This is a genomic window from Micromonospora sp. NPDC020750, assembly GCF_044334565.1.
Taxonomy (GTDB): Bacteria; Actinomycetota; Actinomycetes; order Mycobacteriales; family Micromonosporaceae; genus Micromonospora.
This window is the reverse complement of the sequence record NZ_JBIRTH010000004.1, coordinates 612605-629571: the sequence shown is the minus strand read 5'-3', so window position 1 is coordinate 629571 and position 16967 is coordinate 612605. Positions and strand designations below refer to the sequence as shown.

16 protein-coding genes are annotated in these 16967 nt (G+C 72.1%); 6 read left to right on the top strand and 10 right to left on the bottom strand.

Going from position 1 to position 16967, the window contains the following annotated elements; translation table 11 throughout:
• Positions 1 to 15 precede the first annotated feature (15 nt).
• Together ACH4T9_RS16590 and ACH4T9_RS16585 are read left to right on the top strand one after the other, a co-directional pair.
• Entirely contained in the window at positions 16 to 1107 is a 1092-nt protein-coding gene (locus tag ACH4T9_RS16590) for an SDR family NAD(P)-dependent oxidoreductase (protein ID WP_396674867.1), read from the top strand.
• Positions 1104 to 1805 (top strand): maleylpyruvate isomerase family mycothiol-dependent enzyme, encoded by a 702-nt coding sequence (locus tag ACH4T9_RS16585; RefSeq protein WP_396674865.1) that lies wholly within the window; start codon positions 1104 to 1106, stop codon positions 1803 to 1805. The genes ACH4T9_RS16590 and ACH4T9_RS16585 overlap by 4 nt, the downstream gene beginning before the upstream one ends.
• Positions 1806 to 2023: 218 nt before the next feature.
• On the opposite strand, the gene ACH4T9_RS16580 is transcribed toward ACH4T9_RS16585, so the two are convergent.
• A complete protein-coding gene (locus ACH4T9_RS16580) occupies positions 2024 to 2803 on the bottom strand; it encodes a helix-turn-helix transcriptional regulator (protein WP_396674908.1) in 780 nt (259 codons plus the stop codon).
• A gap of 455 nt (positions 2804 to 3258) precedes the next feature.
• A complete protein-coding gene (locus tag ACH4T9_RS16575; protein WP_396674864.1) occupies positions 3259 to 4323 on the bottom strand; it encodes a carboxymuconolactone decarboxylase family protein in 1065 nt (354 codons plus the stop codon).
• A 310-nt stretch (positions 4324 to 4633) separates the two neighbouring features.
• Here ACH4T9_RS16575 and ACH4T9_RS16570 point away from each other — a divergent pair, with 310 nt between their 5' ends.
• Both ACH4T9_RS16570 and ACH4T9_RS16565 read left to right on the top strand, forming a co-directional pair.
• Entirely contained in the window at positions 4634 to 5233 is a 600-nt protein-coding gene (locus ACH4T9_RS16570; protein ID WP_396674862.1) for a carboxymuconolactone decarboxylase family protein, read from the top strand.
• 25 nt (positions 5234 to 5258) lie between these two features.
• The gene (locus ACH4T9_RS16565; protein ID WP_396674861.1) at positions 5259 to 6134 is read left to right on the top strand and encodes an SDR family NAD(P)-dependent oxidoreductase; all 876 of its coding nucleotides are present in this window, start codon (positions 5259 to 5261) and stop codon (positions 6132 to 6134) included.
• Between the two features lie 80 nt (positions 6135 to 6214).
• Here ACH4T9_RS16565 and ACH4T9_RS16560 read toward each other — a convergent pair whose 3' ends face one another.
• The 3 genes from ACH4T9_RS16560 to ACH4T9_RS16550 all read right to left on the bottom strand — a co-directional run bounded on the left by ACH4T9_RS16560 (position 6215) and on the right by ACH4T9_RS16550 (position 8907).
• Positions 6215 to 6814, bottom strand: coding sequence for a copper resistance protein CopC (locus ACH4T9_RS16560; RefSeq protein ID WP_396674860.1), 600 nt, complete (start codon positions 6812 to 6814; stop codon positions 6215 to 6217).
• Positions 6804 to 7394, bottom strand: coding sequence for a hypothetical protein (locus ACH4T9_RS16555; protein WP_396674859.1), 591 nt, complete (start codon positions 7392 to 7394; stop codon positions 6804 to 6806). Before ACH4T9_RS16555 ends, ACH4T9_RS16560 begins: the two co-directional genes overlap by 11 nt.
• 166 nt (positions 7395 to 7560) lie before the next feature.
• Positions 7561 to 8907, bottom strand: coding sequence for a carotenoid oxygenase family protein (locus tag ACH4T9_RS16550; protein ID WP_396674857.1), 1347 nt, complete (start codon positions 8905 to 8907; stop codon positions 7561 to 7563).
• A gap of 96 nt (positions 8908 to 9003) precedes the next feature.
• Here ACH4T9_RS16550 and ACH4T9_RS16545 point away from each other — a divergent pair, with 96 nt between their 5' ends.
• Positions 9004 to 9654, top strand: coding sequence for a TetR-like C-terminal domain-containing protein (locus tag ACH4T9_RS16545; protein ID WP_396674855.1), 651 nt, complete (start codon positions 9004 to 9006; stop codon positions 9652 to 9654).
• A gap of 223 nt (positions 9655 to 9877) precedes the next feature.
• Positions 9878 to 11416, top strand: coding sequence for a GMC family oxidoreductase (locus ACH4T9_RS16540; protein ID WP_396674853.1), 1539 nt, complete (start codon positions 9878 to 9880; stop codon positions 11414 to 11416).
• Positions 11417 to 11736: 320 nt separating this feature from the next.
• Here the strand turns inward: ACH4T9_RS16540 and ACH4T9_RS16535 are convergent, their stop codons facing one another.
• From ACH4T9_RS16535 to ACH4T9_RS16515, 5 genes are all read right to left on the bottom strand, one after another.
• Positions 11737 to 12294, bottom strand: coding sequence for a pyridoxamine 5'-phosphate oxidase family protein (locus ACH4T9_RS16535; protein ID WP_396674851.1), 558 nt, complete (start codon positions 12292 to 12294; stop codon positions 11737 to 11739).
• Positions 12295 to 12622: 328 nt separating this feature from the next.
• The gene (locus ACH4T9_RS16530) at positions 12623 to 14086 is read right to left on the bottom strand and encodes an MFS transporter (protein WP_396674849.1); all 1464 of its coding nucleotides are present in this window, start codon (positions 14084 to 14086) and stop codon (positions 12623 to 12625) included.
• A 214-nt stretch (positions 14087 to 14300) separates the two neighbouring features.
• Positions 14301 to 15101 carry an SDR family NAD(P)-dependent oxidoreductase gene (locus ACH4T9_RS16525; protein ID WP_396672564.1) on the bottom strand — a complete coding sequence of 267 codons (801 nt, stop codon included), beginning with the start codon at positions 15099 to 15101 and terminating at the stop codon, positions 14301 to 14303.
• Between the two features lie 96 nt (positions 15102 to 15197).
• On the bottom strand, positions 15198 to 16457 hold the full coding sequence (locus ACH4T9_RS16520; RefSeq protein ID WP_396672565.1) for an RNA polymerase sigma factor: 1260 nt from the start codon (positions 16455 to 16457) through the stop codon (positions 15198 to 15200).
• A complete protein-coding gene (locus tag ACH4T9_RS16515) occupies positions 16454 to 16792 on the bottom strand; it encodes a YciI family protein (RefSeq protein ID WP_350888380.1) in 339 nt (112 codons plus the stop codon). Before ACH4T9_RS16515 ends, ACH4T9_RS16520 begins: the two co-directional genes overlap by 4 nt.
• Between the last annotated feature and the right edge of the window lie 175 nt (positions 16793 to 16967).

Below are 16967 nucleotides of genomic sequence, written 5' to 3'. Positions count from 1 at the left end.
GGAGAGGAACTCGCGATGTTGGTACTTGTGACGGGCGGTACGGGCTTCGTCGGCGCGCACACGGTGGCGGCGCTCGCCGCGGCCGGACACCGGGTGCGGGTGCTGGCCCGCGACCCCGACCGGGTCGCCCCGGCCCTGTCGCCGCTGTCGGTGCCGAGCGACGCGGTGCAGGTCGCGGACGGCGACGTCACCGACGAGACCGCGGTGGCCCGGGCCGTCCGCGGCGTCGACGCGCTGGTGCACGCCGCCTCGGTCTACTCGTTCGACAGCCGGTGGCACGAGGCCACCCGACGCACCAACGTGCGCGGCACGGAGGTGGTGCTGGCGGCGGCCCGCCGGCACGGGGTGGGGCGATCGGTGCACGTGTCGACGTTCGGCGCGCTGCTGCCGTCCCCGGCCGGGACGGTGGGCCCGCAGTCGCCGCCGAGCACGGCCCGGGAGACGTACCTGGCGAGCAAGGCCGCCGCGGAGCGGGTCGCCCGGCAGCACCAGGCCCACGGCGACCCGGTGGTGATCAGCTACCCGCCCGCCCTGCTGGGCCCGGACGACCCGAAGCTCGGCGACCAGAACGCCCGGCTGCGCAACGTGTTGCGCGGCCTGATGCCGATGTGGCCCACCGGCGGCTTCCCGGTCGGCGACGTGCGGGACACGGCCGTGCTGCTCGCGGAGCTGGCCACCGGGCCCGCCGGGGTCGGCGACCGGCACCTCGGCCCGGGCCGCTACCTGCGCACCCGCGACTACGTGACGGCCATGCGCGAGGTGACCGGCCGTCGGCTGCCCACGCTGTTCCTCCCGGCCCGGGCGATGCTGCCCTTCGCCTACGCCACCGACGTGGTGCAGCGGGTGTGGCCGTGGCACATCCCGGCCGAGTACGGCGCCTGCTACGTCTGCGCCTGCGACGCCCGCCCGGAGGACGTGGCGCGGTCGGCGGGGCCCGAGCCCCGGCCGTTCACCGAGACGCTCGCCGACACCGTGCGCTGGCTGCACCGTACGGGGCGGCTCACGGCGGCGCAGGCCGGCCGGGCCGCCGCACCTGCCGACCCCGCCGCGCCCGCGGCGGGATCCGTCCGAGCCGCGGCAGCGCCGCGGAAGGAGGCACGATCATGACCGTCGCAGAACCGCATCCCGCCCGCTCGTCCGAGGCCCACGCCGTCGCGGCCTACCGTCAGGTCCGGGACACCACGGCGGCCCTGCTGGCCCAGGCACCCCCGGAGGCCGGCGCGCTGCCGGTGGCGAACTGTCCGGGGTGGACGGTCCGGGACCTCGTCGCGCACCTGGTGGAGGTCTGCGCGCGGGTGCACGGCCGGGCCACCGGGTCCACTCCCGGACCGGTGCCCGCCGGCGGGCTGCCGGAGCTGTTCGACGAGTGGGAGCGGTTGAGCGGGCCGGTGGAGGAGTTCCTCGCCGGTCCGGGTTCGATGGACCGGCACATCCTGGTGATGGACGCGTTCACCCACGAGCTGGACCTGCGTCAGGCGCTGGGGGTGCCGCCACCGGTCGACCACCCGGCGCTGCCGGTGGCCTCGGGTGTCCTGCTGACGGGGCTCTCCGCCTCGCTCGACGGCCACGGCCTGCCGCCGCTGGCGGTCGAGACCGAGCACGGGCGGCGCGTGGCGGGAACGGGCGAGCCGGCGGTCACGATGTCCGGCCCGTGGTACGAGGTCTATCTGTCGCTGGCCGGTCGCCGCACCACGGCGCAGATCCGGTCGCTGCGGTGGAGCGCGGATCCGGGGCGCTGGCTGCCGGCGTTCACCTGGGGGCCGTTCCGGGTGCCGGAGTCGTCCGGCGCCGAAACCGTACGCTGAACGCCGGTTGTGACGCGTGCGCCGGTCGGCGTCCCGGCCGACCGGTGCCCCCGTCCCACCGGCCTGCTCCCCTCCCCCTGGGAGGTCTTTCAGGGCTCGTTGCCGGGTCCCGCGCGGCCCGCGCCCTCATCCCCGGGTGGCGACGCCGCCGCCCGGTCCGTGGCCCCGGCGCGACCCCGGGCCCGGGGTGCGGGGTCGCCACCGCCCGGTGGCGGCGGTCACGACTTGGCCCCGTGCAGCATCCGCGACGACCGGTTGGTGCGCCGGTCGTTGCGGGCGAAGCCGTGCCGGGTCCGGCTGCCGGGGGTGCTGCTGTCCAGTTCGGGCAGCGCGATCAGGATGGGCAGGTCGAACACTCCGGTGTGGTGCAGCTCCAGGTCCACCGTGAGTTCGTCGCCGACGGCGACGGTGAGCGCGTCGTGGGAGCCGACCGCCAGGGGCCGGCGCATGGACGGCCGGGCCGCGATGTCGTCGAGCGCGATCGCCGCGGCGCGCAGGTACCACTCCCCCTCCGGCACGTCACGCAGCATGTACTCGCCGGAGGCCTCCAGGATGTCGCAGGAGGCCGGCAGGCCCTGCACGATGGGGCTGTCGAAGATGCCGACGTACACCTTGACCGGCACGTCGACCTGGGGCAGGACGAGGCGTCCACCGATGCTGGCGCGGCGGCGCGGGCCGGCCGTGCGGGTGCGGGCCAGCTGTGGGATGCCGTGCTCGGCCAGCCACCGGTACCGGGCCGGCGAGATGCCCACGCTGCGGGTGAACCGGCTGATGAAGGTGCCCAGGCTGTTGTAGCCGACCGCGTAGGCGATGTCGGTGACGCTCATGTCCGTCTCGAGCAGCAGGTTCTTGGCCTTGTAGAGCCGGATCGCGGTCAGGAAACGACCTGGCGAAGTGCCCGTCTTGGACCGGAAGAGCCGGGAGAAGTAAAAGCGGCTGAGAAAGGCTGAATCGGCCATTGCGTCGAGCGACAGCGGTTCGTGGTAACGATCCCACATGATCGAGATGGCTCTTTCGACGGCGTTGTGCACGGCGAATCAACTCCATTCGGTGAACACGTTGGAGACACTCCGGCCGCATCCTGGCACGATGTGCCCGTGCGCCGGGCGCCGGCCGCGGGGGCGTCCCCACGACCGGCGACGTGGTCCTGCCCAAGGGTCGCCACGACTTCGTCGTCGCACCGTATCGGAACAGGTGTTCGATCATCCGGTGAAAACTGCGGAGAATCGCCAGTTCACCGGCTTGGTCGGGCAGCGCAAGTGCGGACCGAAACCTCTCGAGTCGCCCTTACTGTGAGTGTCCTAAGTGGTCCGGATGGGTTAGGACGATACCATGCATGGAGATCAATAAATACGGTAGTTTTCAATGTTCTTACTCGCAGCGACGTGACTTAATCTGACAGTCGCAGCGATTATCCGAATTGTTCGACGATGCGCGCCGTGTCCGGACATGATCAGTGCGGGACCGGGAGCTGGCCACCCAGCCACCGGGCCGCCGCCATCGCCGCCCAGGAGCAGATCTCGACCAGCGTCCGGTCGTCCGCGCCGACCAGCCGGCAGCTACGCACGACCCCCGGGTCCACCTGGTACGAGGCGAAGGCCACCAGCAGGGCCAGCCGACCCACGGGGCGCTGATTCTCGGGCAGTCCCCCGACGAGTTCCTCCACCCAGTCCCGGCTGATCCCCCGCGGACCGCCGCGCCAGCCGACCAGGTTGACCAGCACCAGGTCGCGGACCGCCTCGGGCACCGAGCGGCGCCCCGCCTCGTCGATCGCGGCGCAGGCCCGGCCGAACGCCTCCGCGATCGCCGGGTTGCCGGCCGCCCAGGACAGGTCCGCCGGCAGCGGCGCGGCCGGCAGCAGTTCCAGGGAGCGACCCGGTTCGTGCGGACGCCGCGACGCGCTCATCATGGCCCAGCCGAGCACCCGCAGCACCATGGGCAGGGCGACCTCCGGCACCCCGGGCGGCAACGGCACGTCGCGCAGGAACACGTTCACCACCCGGTTGAGGTAGTGCAGCAGCACCGCCACCCCGGCCAGCTCCGGCATCTGGGCCGCGGGGAACGGCGGCCGGTCCGGCCGGGTCCGCCCGTCAGCGGGCATCGCCCAGGCGACGATCTCCTCCAGCGCCGCCTCGCCGACGCCCGGTTCCAGGTCCGATCGGGTGGGCCCGTCGGGGCCGGCGCCGCCGAGCAGGTCCAGCGCGTTGTTGTGGATGGTCGCGCAGTACGGGCAGGCGTTACCCAGCGAGACCGCGGTGGCCACCGCCTCCTTGGCCGCCCGCGGGGCGGCGCCGGGGACGACCAGCGCCTCCCGGAGCAGCATCCACGCGGCGGCCAGCGCCTCGGGGGCCGGGGCGTGCAGGGCCACCGGCGGCGCGAGCACGCCGAAGTCCCTCTCCACCTGCTTGTACACCTCGGCCACCAGGCCGCTCGCCCGACCCCGACGCACCGCGCCGACGTATCGGATCTGCGTCAACCCGAGCGCGCCCAGCACCGGTCGCAGCACACTTGCCGGCATCACGCACCTCATCCATCTCTGTGAATTGAATACAGGCTATCGGCGAAAAGTACCTTCATCCAGTACTCGGTACGGTCGAACCGCGCCGCCGAACGGTGCAGTAGGCAACCTGGGAGAGCATCGGACCTGCGAAGACGTGCCATCATGGGCCAACGGAATCGCTGCCCGACCGCCGTCGTCGGCGTTTCCGTGTCGCCCCGCAGCCCCGTCGGAGATCGCTGCGGCCAGCGCCGACAGCGCTCCGGTTTCGCCCCGGAGCGTAATGTCGCACGGTTGGCCCGGCTTCGCCCGAGCACCGAGGAGAAGGCTCATGGAAACGACGACGAAACAGCCGGGAGTCAGAGTCCCGATGATAGACGAGGATAAGGCGGAGGGACGCACCGCCGAGCTCTACGAAGAAATCAAGGCGGTCACCGGGCTGCCATTCGTGCCGGACATGTTCCGGCTCACCTCCACCAATCCGCGGCTGCTCGCGGTGGTGCTCGCCGGATACGGCGGCGTCTTCGGCGGTGACACGCTCCCCCGGCACCTCAAGGAACTGATTTCGGCCTGGACGTCCAAGCTCAACGGCTGCCCGTACTGCGTCGGGACGCACGGCTGGTTCCTGAGTCAGTTCGGCGGCAGCGACGAACTGCTGGAGGCGGTGTCGGACGCGGACACCGCGGAGGAACTGCCGGTCGACGAGCGCACCATGCCGCTCATGCAGCTGGTGACGAAGGTGAGCACCGGCGCGTACAAGATCACCGACGCGGACTGGGAAAAGGCCGCCGCGGCCGGCTGGAGCGACGCCGAGATGCTGGAGGCGGTCTTCTGCGCCTGCCTGTTCGCGTTCATCAACCGATTGGTCGACGCCACCGGTCTGGGCTCCTCCGTCGACCGCAGCCGCATCGCGCGGCTGTCCGACGAGTGAATCCCGGCCGGGAAGGGACGCCATCATGACCCAGTCACGCGCAATCCTGCTGACCGGCGCCTCGTCGGGCACCGGCATGTCCTCGGGCAGCGGCAAGGCAACCGCGCTGCGGCTGCACCGGGCCGGCTGGCCGGTCTACGCCACGGGGCGCAACGTGGAGGCCCTGGCCGACCTGGCCGACGAGGGAATCACGGTGCTCTACCTCGACGTCAACGACGAGGAGTCGATGACCGCGGCGGTCAAGCGGATCACCGACGAGCACGGTGCGGTCGGCACCCTCATCAACAACGCCGCGTACAGCCTCAACGGCACCATCGGCGAGACCCCGATGGACCAGGTCCGCGCCCAGTTCGAGACGAACGTCTTCGGGCTGTGCCGGCTCACCCAGATGGTCCTGCCCGGCATGCGCGAGCAGGGCGGCGGGCGGGTGATCATGATGTCGTCGATCTTCGGCATGTTCGCCACCCCGGGCCGGGGTTACTACCAGGCCACCAAGCACGCGCTGGAGGCCATCAGCGACTCGCTGCGCCTCGAGGTGGCTCCCTTCGGAATCAAGGTGGTGGTGCTCCAGCCGGCGCCCATCCTGGGCGGCTTCGTTCCCGACAGCGTCGCCGACCTGGGCATGGACTCGCACGAGAACCCCGCGCTGTACCGGGACTTCTGGGAGCACTTCGTCGACTGGCACCAGGCGTACCGGCTCAGCGACAACCCGCCGCTGCGCGGCAAGATCGCGGTCCGGGCGGAGAACGTCGCCAAGGTACTCGAGACGGCGGTCTCCACCCCGAACCCGCGCATCCGCTACCGGCTCGGCATGCCGCCACGGCTGCTGCCGAAGATGCGGGCGATGATCGGTGAACGCGGATGGGAAAAGTTCGTGCGCGCGTTCTTCCCCGTACCCTGACCGCGGGCACGAGCGGCGCCGACGGATCTCGTCGGCGCCGCTCTCCGTTGCCCCGGGTGCCGTCACGTCGTGCCCGCCCGTCAGGTCCGCGGGTCGAGGCGCAGGGACGCGGCCCGCCCGCCGCGCGGACGCAGCCACAGCAGGGCGAGGGCCACGGCCAGCACCGCACCGTCGATGACCAGCAGGAAGGCGCTGAACCCGTCGATGCTGTGCCCGTGCTCGACTACCACGTCCACGCCGGCCTGGCGGGCCGCGTCGTCCAGCGGGGCCGGCGCGACGCCGGTGCCCACGCTGAACCGGTGCGCCCCGGTGGCGGTCGACCCGTCGGTGAAGGTGACGTGGTACGCGATCGTGTAGTCGCCGGCGGCGCCGATGCTCACCGGCAGCCGCAGCCGCGTGGAGCCGGCCCTGGTCGGCTCGCCGTCGGTGACCGTCCGGCTCTCGACGTCGAGCACCGCGAGGTGTGACTCTCCCTCGTCGACGCCGGCATCGAAGTCCAGGGTCACCTCGGCCGGCGCGGCGGTGAGCACCGCGCCGGCCGGAGGGTCGGCGGAGACCAGGCCGCCGTCGGCCCGGGCCGCGCCGGGGGTGAACGCGAGCAGCCCGGCGACCGCTGCGACCACGACGGCGACGGCCGCCCGTCGACGGGCGCCGGACGGGAAGCTCAGCTCACGCGGCATGGGGCACGACGGACTGGCTGGAGACGCGGTGCCCGATGCAGCTGCACGTCATCAGCTCCTGCTCGCGCCGGTTCGGGCGCAGGTGCAGGTACATCGCGACCACCATCGGGACGAACACGATCGAGTTGTAGAACAGGTGCAGCTCGACCCGCGGCAGCACCAGCTGAAGAATGCTGGTCGGCACCTTCTGGCCGAAGAACATGGTGCCGCTCTGCACCTGCCACAGCAGCATGAAGTGCTCGATGTGGTGCCAGAACTGGATGGCCAGCGCCACCACCCACCAGGTGTGGGCGCGGCCGACGAAGCCGCGGCGCAGCGCGAAGAGGAAGACCAGCATCACGATGGCGTAGCCGTAGTGCAGCCACTCGGAGGAGACCAGCCAGGGATAGAACTGGCCGAGCACGCCGCGCGCCTGCGGCCGTGGCGTGCCGAGCACCCAGATCTGGTACGCCTGGACCAGGTGCTCGGCCCAGTGCGCCAGCACGATGATGAGGAAGCCGTTCAGAGCCGCCTTGTGATGGGCTCCGTTGAGCCGCGCGAGCAGCCCGGACGACGGAGCGGCGGTAAGGGGTTGGGTCATCTTCAGGCACCTTCCGTGGGAACGCGAGGGAGTCCGCCGTACGACCCGTGCGAACGGGGACAGCGGCTTGCCGCGAAGCTAACCGCCCGTCCTGTTCCACGGTTCCTTCAAATTGCCCAGTTGCTGTCGGCAATCTGCCTCTTCCCGGCGCCACCCGGGTGACGGCTCAGGACACGAGCCAGTTGGCGTGGAACCCGCTGGGCACCCGGCCCGGCAGGTGCACGACGGCGACCGGCGGGCCGGCGAAGTCGCCCGCGTCGAGCACGACGAGGTCGCTGCGGTCGGTCCGACCGTCGTAGACGTAGGTCAGCAGCCAGCCGTCGTCCTCGGCGGACAGCGGCCCGCGCGGGACGAACACCGCCTCACCCGCCTCGCGGTATGGCCCGAAGTCGTGCACCGCGACCTCGCGGCGCACCATGTCGTGGCGCAGCAGCGCCGAGCCGCCCAGCACCCCGGCCCCGGACTGCATGGCCACGGTGTAGGCGTACCGGTGCGGCATCGTCTTGCGGCGGTCGTCGATGCGGGGGAACTCCTGCGGGATGTCGTCGAGCTGCTCGGCGCCGACGGTGCCCCGGGTCAGGTCCAGCGTCCACCGCCACAGCGTCGGGGCGGACTCGCCCGGGGCGTGCAGGTCGCGGTCGAAGACCCGGTCGTAGCGCACCACGTCGACCACGCACCGGTCGTCGACCTCGTAGGCGTTGACGGGGTGGAAGACGTAGCAGGGGTCGACGTCGAACCAGCGCACGTCGGCGCCGCGCCCCTCACGCGGGAGCAGCCCGAGCCGGGCCGGCCGCTGCGGCGACCACGCGTACGGGAAGCGTGAGCCCGCCCGGGCCAGCGCCGGGTTGAAGGTGACCGGAAGGTCGAACAGCACCGAGTGCCGGTCGGTCAGCGCCAGCGAGTGCATCAGGGGCGGGCCGGACACCTCGATCCGCTCGCTGCGGCGCACCCGCCCCTCGGGGGTCAGCACGAGGTGCTCGACGTACGGCAGCTCGTGGTAGTAGGCGACGGCGAACAGCTCTCCGGTGACCGGGTCGCACTCGGCGTGCGCGGCGAAGCCGTGCGGCAGGGTGGCGTCGAAGTCGATCCGGGCCACGGAGTCCAGCTCGTCGTCGAGCTCGACGGGCAGCACTCCCGCCTCGCCGAGCGCCAGGGTGCGCCCGCCGTGCCGGATGATGTTGGCGTTGGCGTTGTCGGACAGCCCGTGCCGCGGGCCGGGCAGGGCCAGCTCGCCCAGGGCACGGGTGGTGCGGTCGGTGCGGATCCACCGGTTGCGGTACCACAGCGCACGGCCCTCGCGCAGGCGCACCCCGTGCGCCATGCCGTCGCCGACCAGGGCGTGACCGGACTGGCCGCCGCCCATCGGATTCGGTCCGATCCGGACGAAGCAGCCGTTCAACTCGGCGGGCAGCCGGCCCGTGACCACCAGGTCGAGCTCGGTCGCCTCGGCGGCGACGGGGCGCCGGCTGTCGTGCTGGGGCAGGGTCTGGGGGGCGAGGGCGACGACGCTCATTGGGACCTCCACGAGCTGGCGCGATCTTTTGGTGTATCGCAGTTACGTAACAGCGTTACTTCAACGAACGTACGCCGGACGTGAGATCATGTCAATGTGAGTCCGCGCCGGATCGACCCGCAGTTGGCGACCACCCTGCTGGAGGCCGCAGCCCGGCTGCTGGCCGAGGAGGGTGCCGCCGGCCTCACCACGCGCCGCCTCGCCGCCGCGGTGGGCGCCTCGACCACGGCCGTGTACACGCACTTCGGCGGCATGGACAACCTGGTCCGGGCGATGGTGCACGAGGGCTTCGCACGGCTGCACCGGCGGATGTCCACGGTGCGGGCCACCCCCGACGCGGTCGCCGACGTGATGGCCCTCGGGTACGCGTACCGGGCCAACTCGCTCGACCACCCGCAGCTCTACCAGGTCATGTTCGGCAGCGCGGCGCTCGGCGGGTTCGCCCTCGCCGACGGCGACCGGCAGCACGGCAAGTACACCCTCCAGCCGCTGGTGGACGCGGTGGCCCGGGCCGCCGAGCAGGGCCGGTTCCGCGCCGGTGACCCGCTGCTGGTCGCGCAGAACATGTGGATCGCCCTGCACGGGCTGGTCAGCCTCGAACTCGGCGGCTACCTGATCGACCCGTACGACGCCGACGTGTGCTTCGAGGCGCAACTGCGCTCGCTGATGGTCGGCGCCGGCGACGAGTACGAGGCGACGGCCACCTCCCTCGCCCGGGCCCGGCGGCGGCGCTCCCCGCGCACCTGAGACGCCCGCACCGCCGGCCCCGACGGCACGGCGGCGGCCTCCTGACAAAACGCGCCCCGGGGGGAACGCCCGGGGGCCGGTGAGCAACGGCGGAGAAGCGACGGGCGGAGCCCGGTGTGATGCTCGTGGCGGGTCCCGAGCACGTCCGCAATGGAAGCGCATCCACTCCTGTGGGTCAGTCCGACAGGATCGCCAACCCTCCACGTACCGAAGGACGCCGATGATGAACGGAATCGATTATCTCGTGGTCGGGTCCGGCTCCGCCGGAGCCGCGCTGGCCGCCCGGCTGAGCGAGGATCCCCACCGCAAGGTCCTGCTGCTGGAGGCAGGCCCCGACTTCGCCACGGTCGCCGACACGCCATCCGACCTGCTCAACGGCAGCGCCATGTCGATGGACATCCACGACTGGCACTTCCAGGCCGAGATCACCGACCGGCGGCGGATCATCTACCCGCGCGGGAAGGTCACCGGCGGGTCCTCCGCGGTCGGCGCGACCATCGCGCTGCGCGGCAATCCGGTGAACTTCAACGAGTGGGCCGAGATGGGCAACCCGGCCTGGGCCTGGGACGAGGTGCTGCCGTTCTACAAGCGGCTCGAGGACGACCTGGACTTCGACAACGAGTACCACGGCAAGGGCGGACCCATCCCGATCCGGCGGTTCAAGGGCGACGAGCTGGCCCCGGTGCAGCAGGTGTTCCAGGACGCCTGCCTCAAGGCCGGCTTCCCCGCCATCGAGGACCACAACCACCCGGAGGCCAGCGGCGTCGGCCCGATGCCGTCGAACCGTCGCGGCAGCAACCGGTTCTCCACCGCGATGGGGTACCTGAGCGAGGCCCGCGGCCGGGAGAACCTGGAGATCCGGTCCGGGGTCCAGGTCAACCGGGTGCTGTTCGCCGGCAACAGGGCGCGCGGCGTCGAGGTGGCCAAGCCCGGCGGCGGCACCGAGGTGATCGAGGCCGGCACCGTCGTGCTGGCCGCGGGCGCGGTCAACTCCCCGGCCATCCTCATGCGCTCGGGCATCGGGCCCGGCGGCGACCTGCGGCGGCTGGGCATCGACGTGCTGCTGGACCGCCCCGGGGTGGGCGCCGACCTGATCGACCACCCGCGCACCGGCGCGTTCATGGTGCCCGAGCCGGGCACGTTCAACCCCGACGACGCCTTCCTCCAGATGCTGCTGCGCACCACCGCACCGGGGTCCACGGAGTTCAACGACCTCCAGTACTACATGATCAACCACTTCGACCTGACGCTCTTCCCCGAGCTGCAGATGCTGGCCGCGGCGAAGACGATCTTCGGGGTGATGGTCGTGCACCAGCGGCCGGAGTCCCGGGGGCGGCTCACCCTCACCTCGGCCGACCCCACCGCACCGCCGGACGTCGTGCTCAACTTCCTCGACACCGAGAACGACGTCCAGACCCTCATCGCCGCCGTACGCCAGTGCTGGCAGTTCATGCAGACGGCGGGCATCCAGGACAAGGGCCAGCGGTTCGTGGTGCTCGGCGAGGAGATGGCCGAGGACGACGAGCTGATGCGCCACTACGTCCGGCTCAGCCTGGACAGCGGCTACCACCCCGTCGGCACCGCCCGGATGGGCGCGGCCGGCGACGAGGGCGCGGTGGTCGACGAGCGGCTGCGGGTGCACGGCATCGAGGGCCTGTACGTCTGCGACGCCTCCGTCATGCCGTCGATCGTCAACTGCAACACCAACCTCACCTCGATCATGATCGGTGAACGCCTCGCCGACTGGCTCAGGCAGTCCTGACCGGTCGTACCGGACACGGGCGTCCCGCGCGGTGTGAATCCGGCGCGGGGCGCCCGTCGTGCTGCCCTGCCCCGCCAGGGGCAGGGCCTCAGCGCCGCGCCCGGAGAGACAGACCCCGCACGGCAGGCCACCGTAGGCGCGAACCCGCGCGTGCCCGGTCCTGCTGCTGGCGTCCGCGACGTCGACGGCCGGACGCCGAACGGGCCGCCCGCCGGGAGGCGGACGGCCCGGGAGGCGGACGGACGTGCGGCGCACAGAGCCCTCAGCGGGCCGGAGCGGGCGGATGAGACGGCCCTCGGCCGGACCAGTGCACGGCCGGGTCAGTGCACCGGATCCGGGGACGCCCCGTGGGCGGGGGCGTTGACCTCGACCGGCGGCGGGAACCGGGTGATGAAGTCGCACACGGTCACGTGGGTCGGCACGATCGTGACCAGGGCCATCTCTCTGGTGTGCTCGCGCTTGCTGCGCTCCCACTCCGGCACGTTGTGCGCACCGATCATCCGGCGGGACGCGTCGATGTGCACCTGGGGCAGCCCTTGCTCGACCTCGATCGAGGCCGTGCCGCGGACCAGCATCATCAGCGGCGTGTAGTCGGCGACCGGCGCACCGAGCGCCGCCGCGACCTTCGTGCGGGGCTCAGCCGCCATGGTGTCCACGGTGAAGGACACCTGCGGATGCGCCGCGATCGCCCTGACCTTGTACGCCGTGGTCGGGCTGGCGAAGACGAAGGCCCTGCCATTCCACACGTAGGCGACCGGGATCGAGCGTGGATGGCCGTCCAGCCCCACGTACCCGAGCCGCATAAGGATCGGCGCCTCCAACAGGATCTGCACCACCGGGTCGGTGTTCACCAGACGCGCTATCTCCGGATGATCCATGAGTGCCCCTTCCGTACGAGCGGAGCGACGACGGCGGAGACCACGCCCACTCCGTCACGGTGCGCACCCTCCGCCGCGGTCCGATCTCCCGCGCCTCCGGGTGGGCATGTCCACACTGACCAAGTTTGGCGAGGCGTGGAGGGCACTCCTTCTCTGAGCGTGCCTACCCGAACGAATCCCCGTCTTCCGCAATCACGGCGACAGCGGCGAGGCCCCCGGCGGGTGGTCATCATCGATGAACCATCCGCCGGAGGCCTCGCCGGTCAACAGTCTCGGCACCCGGCCGAGGGAGGTGGATCAGCCGCTACGGCGGACCCTGGTACCGGCCCTAGACCGGGTTCTCGCTGACGGTGCGCGGCACCGGCACCGGCGCGGGCTGCTGCGCCTCGGGGGTCAGCTCCGGCTCCTGCCGCCCGGTGGCCGACGGCCCGGCGGTGGTGCCCCGGTCGCGCAGGCCGAACCAGATCAGCGCCACGGACACCAGGATCACGACGATCTGCACCTGCATGGCGAGGTGGACGCCATCGAGCACGTCGGTGCGGGCGGCGACGATCGCCCCGAAGATCGGAATGCCGATGGTGACCGCGATCTGCTGGGCCAGGGTGGCCAGGCCGGTCGCCAGGCCCTGCTGCGAGTCGTCCAGCCCGGAGGTGGCGGTCACCGTGTAGGCGACGACGGCCGTGACGTGCCCGAAGTACATCAGGAACAGCGACGGGACGATCAGCAGGAGGCTCGGGGTGCTCGAGGTGCCGGTCAGCAGCAGCGGGACGGTGGTCAGCCCCTGCACGAGCAGGCCCACGGCGAGCACGTTGCGGTAGCCGTAGCGGCCGATCATCCGCCCGGCGATGACGCCGGCGATGACGGCCACCAGGCCCGGCACGCCGAACACCAGCCCGGTGGTGAACGGCTCCATCTTGAGCACGTCCTGCATGTAGAGGGTGAGGCCGAAGTTGATGCCGCTGGCCATCACGAAGGCGACCATGCCGCCGAAGTTGCCCCACTTGATGTTCGGCCGGTTGAGCAGGGTCAGCGACACCAGGGGCGCCTTGGCCTTCAGCTCGACGAACCAGAAGGCGGCGATGAGCACCGCGCCGATGACGAGCCCGATCCAGTTCTGCATGCTCACGCCGTACACCAGGGCGAGCAGGCCGGCAGTGACCGTGACGGCGCCCGGCACGTCCAGCTTGACGCCGGCCGGACGGACGCTCTCCTTGATCACCAGTGGGGTCAGCACCATGATGGCGACCGCTACCGGCACGTTGATCCAGAACGCCCAGCGCCAGTCCAGGGCACTGACCAGGCTGCCACCGACCAGGGCGCCGACGGTGAAGCCACCGGAGAGCAGCGCGCCGTTGAGGCCGAGCACCCGGGCCCGGGCCCGCTCGTCGGACACGGTCGTGATCAGCAGTGCCATCGCGGCCGGGATGGCGATCGCGTTGGCGAAGCCCTGGAGCACCCGGGCGCTCAGCAGCATCGTGGCGTTGGTCGCGAAACCGCCGAGCAGCGAGGCCACGGTGAGCAGCGCGATGCCGGTCAGGAACAGCCGCCGCCGGCCGAACAGGTCGGCGATCCGGCCGAACAGGAGCGTGAATCCGGCCGCGGGCAGCGCGTACGCGCTGGCGACCCAGGGAAGGTCGGCCAGGCTGAGCCCGACGCCCTCACCCATCCGCGGCAGGGCCACGTTGAGGATGGAGAAGTCGACCGACAACATGAACTGCGCGCCGAGCAATACGAAAAGGGCAAGTTTCTGCGCGGAGCTGAGCTGCTCCGACGTGCTCTGGTTCTCCGCCATGATTACGCACACTAGGTATCCACGGTCGGGGTACCCATCTCCCTGCCGTGCGTACCACTGGCAGTGGCACCCTGAGCACTCGCCGTGGGGCCCACCCAAACGCTACCCCGCCCCGGCCCTCTTCGAGCTTGCTCTATTTCTCACATGGCGAAGACAGCCGGCCGCCCGGGTGCGAGGTCGCACCCGGGCGGCCGGCTGTCAGTCGGTCAGTCGGTCAGTCGACGAGGACTCCACACCCGACGGTGGTGATCGATCCGGTGAGCCCGCTGGACAGGTCCGAGGCGAGGTACACCGCGGTGCCGGCGACGTCGGCCAGGGTCACCGCCCGGCCCAGCAGCGGGTCGGGCATGCCGGGCTTGGCGGCCAGCATGTCCTCCAGCGTCGCCCCGTTCGCCTCGGCCGCGCGCCGCCACGTGTCGCGGACGTACGAGCCGTGCTGCACGCTTTCCGGGATGGCGTCGGGCCGCAGGCAGACCACCCGCACCCCGAACTGGCCCACCTCACCGGCCAGCTCCCGGGAGAGCGACTCGATGCCGGCGCAGGCCACGCCGAACCCGCCCGAGGGCATCGGGGCCCGGGCCGCCGACGTGGACAGGATGACGATGGCCCCGGAGCGCTGCTCGACCATCCGCCGCGCCGCCGCCGTGGAGGTGAGGAACTGGGTGCGGACGAAGGTGTTCATCGGCATCAGGAAGTCGTCCAGGTCCAGCTCGCGCAGCGGGACGCCCTGCACGTGGTCCAGGCCGACGGCGTTGAACGAGACGTCGATGCCCCCGGCCTGCTCGGCGACCAGCGCCGCGTGCTCGTCGACCGACTCCTGGTCGAGCGCGTCGACCTGGTGGGCGTACGCCCGGCCGCCCTCGGCGGTGATCTCCTTGGCGAGCATCTCGACCCGGTCGAGGTGGCGTCCGGCCAGGTAGACGGTGGCGCCCTCGCGGGCGAAGGCGCGCGACACCGCGCCGCCCAGCGCGCCCGCGGCGCCGTAGACGATCGCGGTCCTGTTCTCCAGCAACATGTCTGAATCCCCTCGTCGTTGGCCGGGCCGGCGGTACCGGACCGGGTTCGTCAGACCGACGGGCAGCTCTTGGGGAAATATACATTTTCTGGTGATTTATTTTGCTTGGTCCCGGGGCGGGCCGGTCACCTCCGCCAACCGCCCCCACAGGTACCGGCGCTCGGCGTCGTTGCCGGCCAGGTCGAGCGCCCGCCGGTACGCCCCGGCCGCCTCGCCGCGCCGGTCCAGCCGGCGCAGCAGATCCGCGCGGACGGCCGGGACGAGGTGGTTCCCGGCCAGCTCGCCCGAGCGCTCCACCTGCTCCAGCAGCGCCAATCCCCGCTGCGGGCCGTGCGCCATCCCGACCGCCACCGCCCGGTTGAGCTGCACCACGGCCGACGGCGCCAGCTCCGCCAGCTCGGCGTAGAGCCCGGCGATCTGGGTCCAGTCGGTGCGCGCGGCGTCCGGGGCGGTGGCGTGGCAGGCCACGATCGCCGCCTGGACCTGGTACGGGCCGGGCCGGCCGCGGCGCAGGGCCCGGTCCAGCAGGTCCACCCCCTCGGCCACCCGGCCCCGGTCCCACCGCCGGCGGTCCTGCCGCTCCAGCGGCACCAGGTCGCCGTGGGCGTCGGTCCGGGCGTCGCGCCGGGCCTCGTGCAACAGCAGCAGCGCGAGCAGGCCGAGCGTCTCCGGGTCGTCGGGCAGCAGCCGGGCCAGCAGCCGGGCCAGCCGGACCGCCTCCGCGCACAGCCCGCGCCGCACCAGGTCCGCGCCGGCCGTGGCCGCGTACCCCTCGGTGAACAGCAGGTACAGCACCGCGCGCACCGCCGTGGCCCGCCCGGGCAGCTCGGCGGCCGGTGGCAGCTCGCAGCGCAGGCCGGCCCCGCGGACGCTGCGCCGGGCCCGCACCAGCCGCTGGGCCAGGGTTCCCGGCGGGACCAGCAGGGCGCGGGCGATCTCCGCCGGGCTGAGCCCCACGACGGTACGCAGGGTCAGCGCGACCTGCGACGGCAACGACAGCGCGGGGTGGCAGCAGGTGAAGATCAGGCGTAGCTGGACGTCCCGGATCAGGGACGGCACCGGCGGCAGCTCGTCGTACGCCGGGAGGATGGCCGCTGCCTCGCGCAGCCGGGCGGCGCGTACGGTCTCGTGGCGCAGCCGGTCGACGGCCCGGTTGCGCGCCACGGTGGTCAGCCACGCCCCGGGCCGGCGCGGCACGCCCTCGCACCGCCAGCGCTCCAGCGCGGCGGCGAACGCCTCCTGCACGCAGTCCTCGGCCAGGCTCCGGTCCCGGGTGAGGTCGACGAGGCCGCCGACGAGCTGGTGGTACTCCCGGCGGAACGCGCCGGCCACGGCGGCGTCGACGGTGAAGGTCACCAGGTCCAGACCGGCCTCACCTCGATGGCGCCCAGCTCGGCGAACGGGTGCAGGGCGGCGAGCTCGGTCGCCTCGTCGAGGTCCGCGCAGTTCAGCAGGACGAACCCGCCCACCTGCTCCCGGGCCTCGACGAACGGCCCGTCGGTGACCAGCGTGCCCTCGGCCCGGGTGCGGACGGTCCGGCCGGCGCGGCCGGGGCGCAGCCGCTGCCCACCCGCGAACGCCCCCCGCCGGCGCACCTCGTCCAGCCAGGCCCGGTGCCGGGGATGTTCGTCGATCTCCGCCGGGCTCAGCTCGCCGGTCTCGTCGTGAAAGATCACCAGTGCGTACTCCACGGTCCCCCTCCCAGGTCCGCGCAATACAACGACGGGAAGACCGGGACAGACGCGACCACCCGGTCTTTCACCGGATCGGGGGACATCCCGGTCGATGCCGCACGAGGGGGGTCGAGTCGTGGTATGGGCAGCACGCACGGAGAAGCGGGGCACCGCAGGCTCGGCCAGTCTTGGA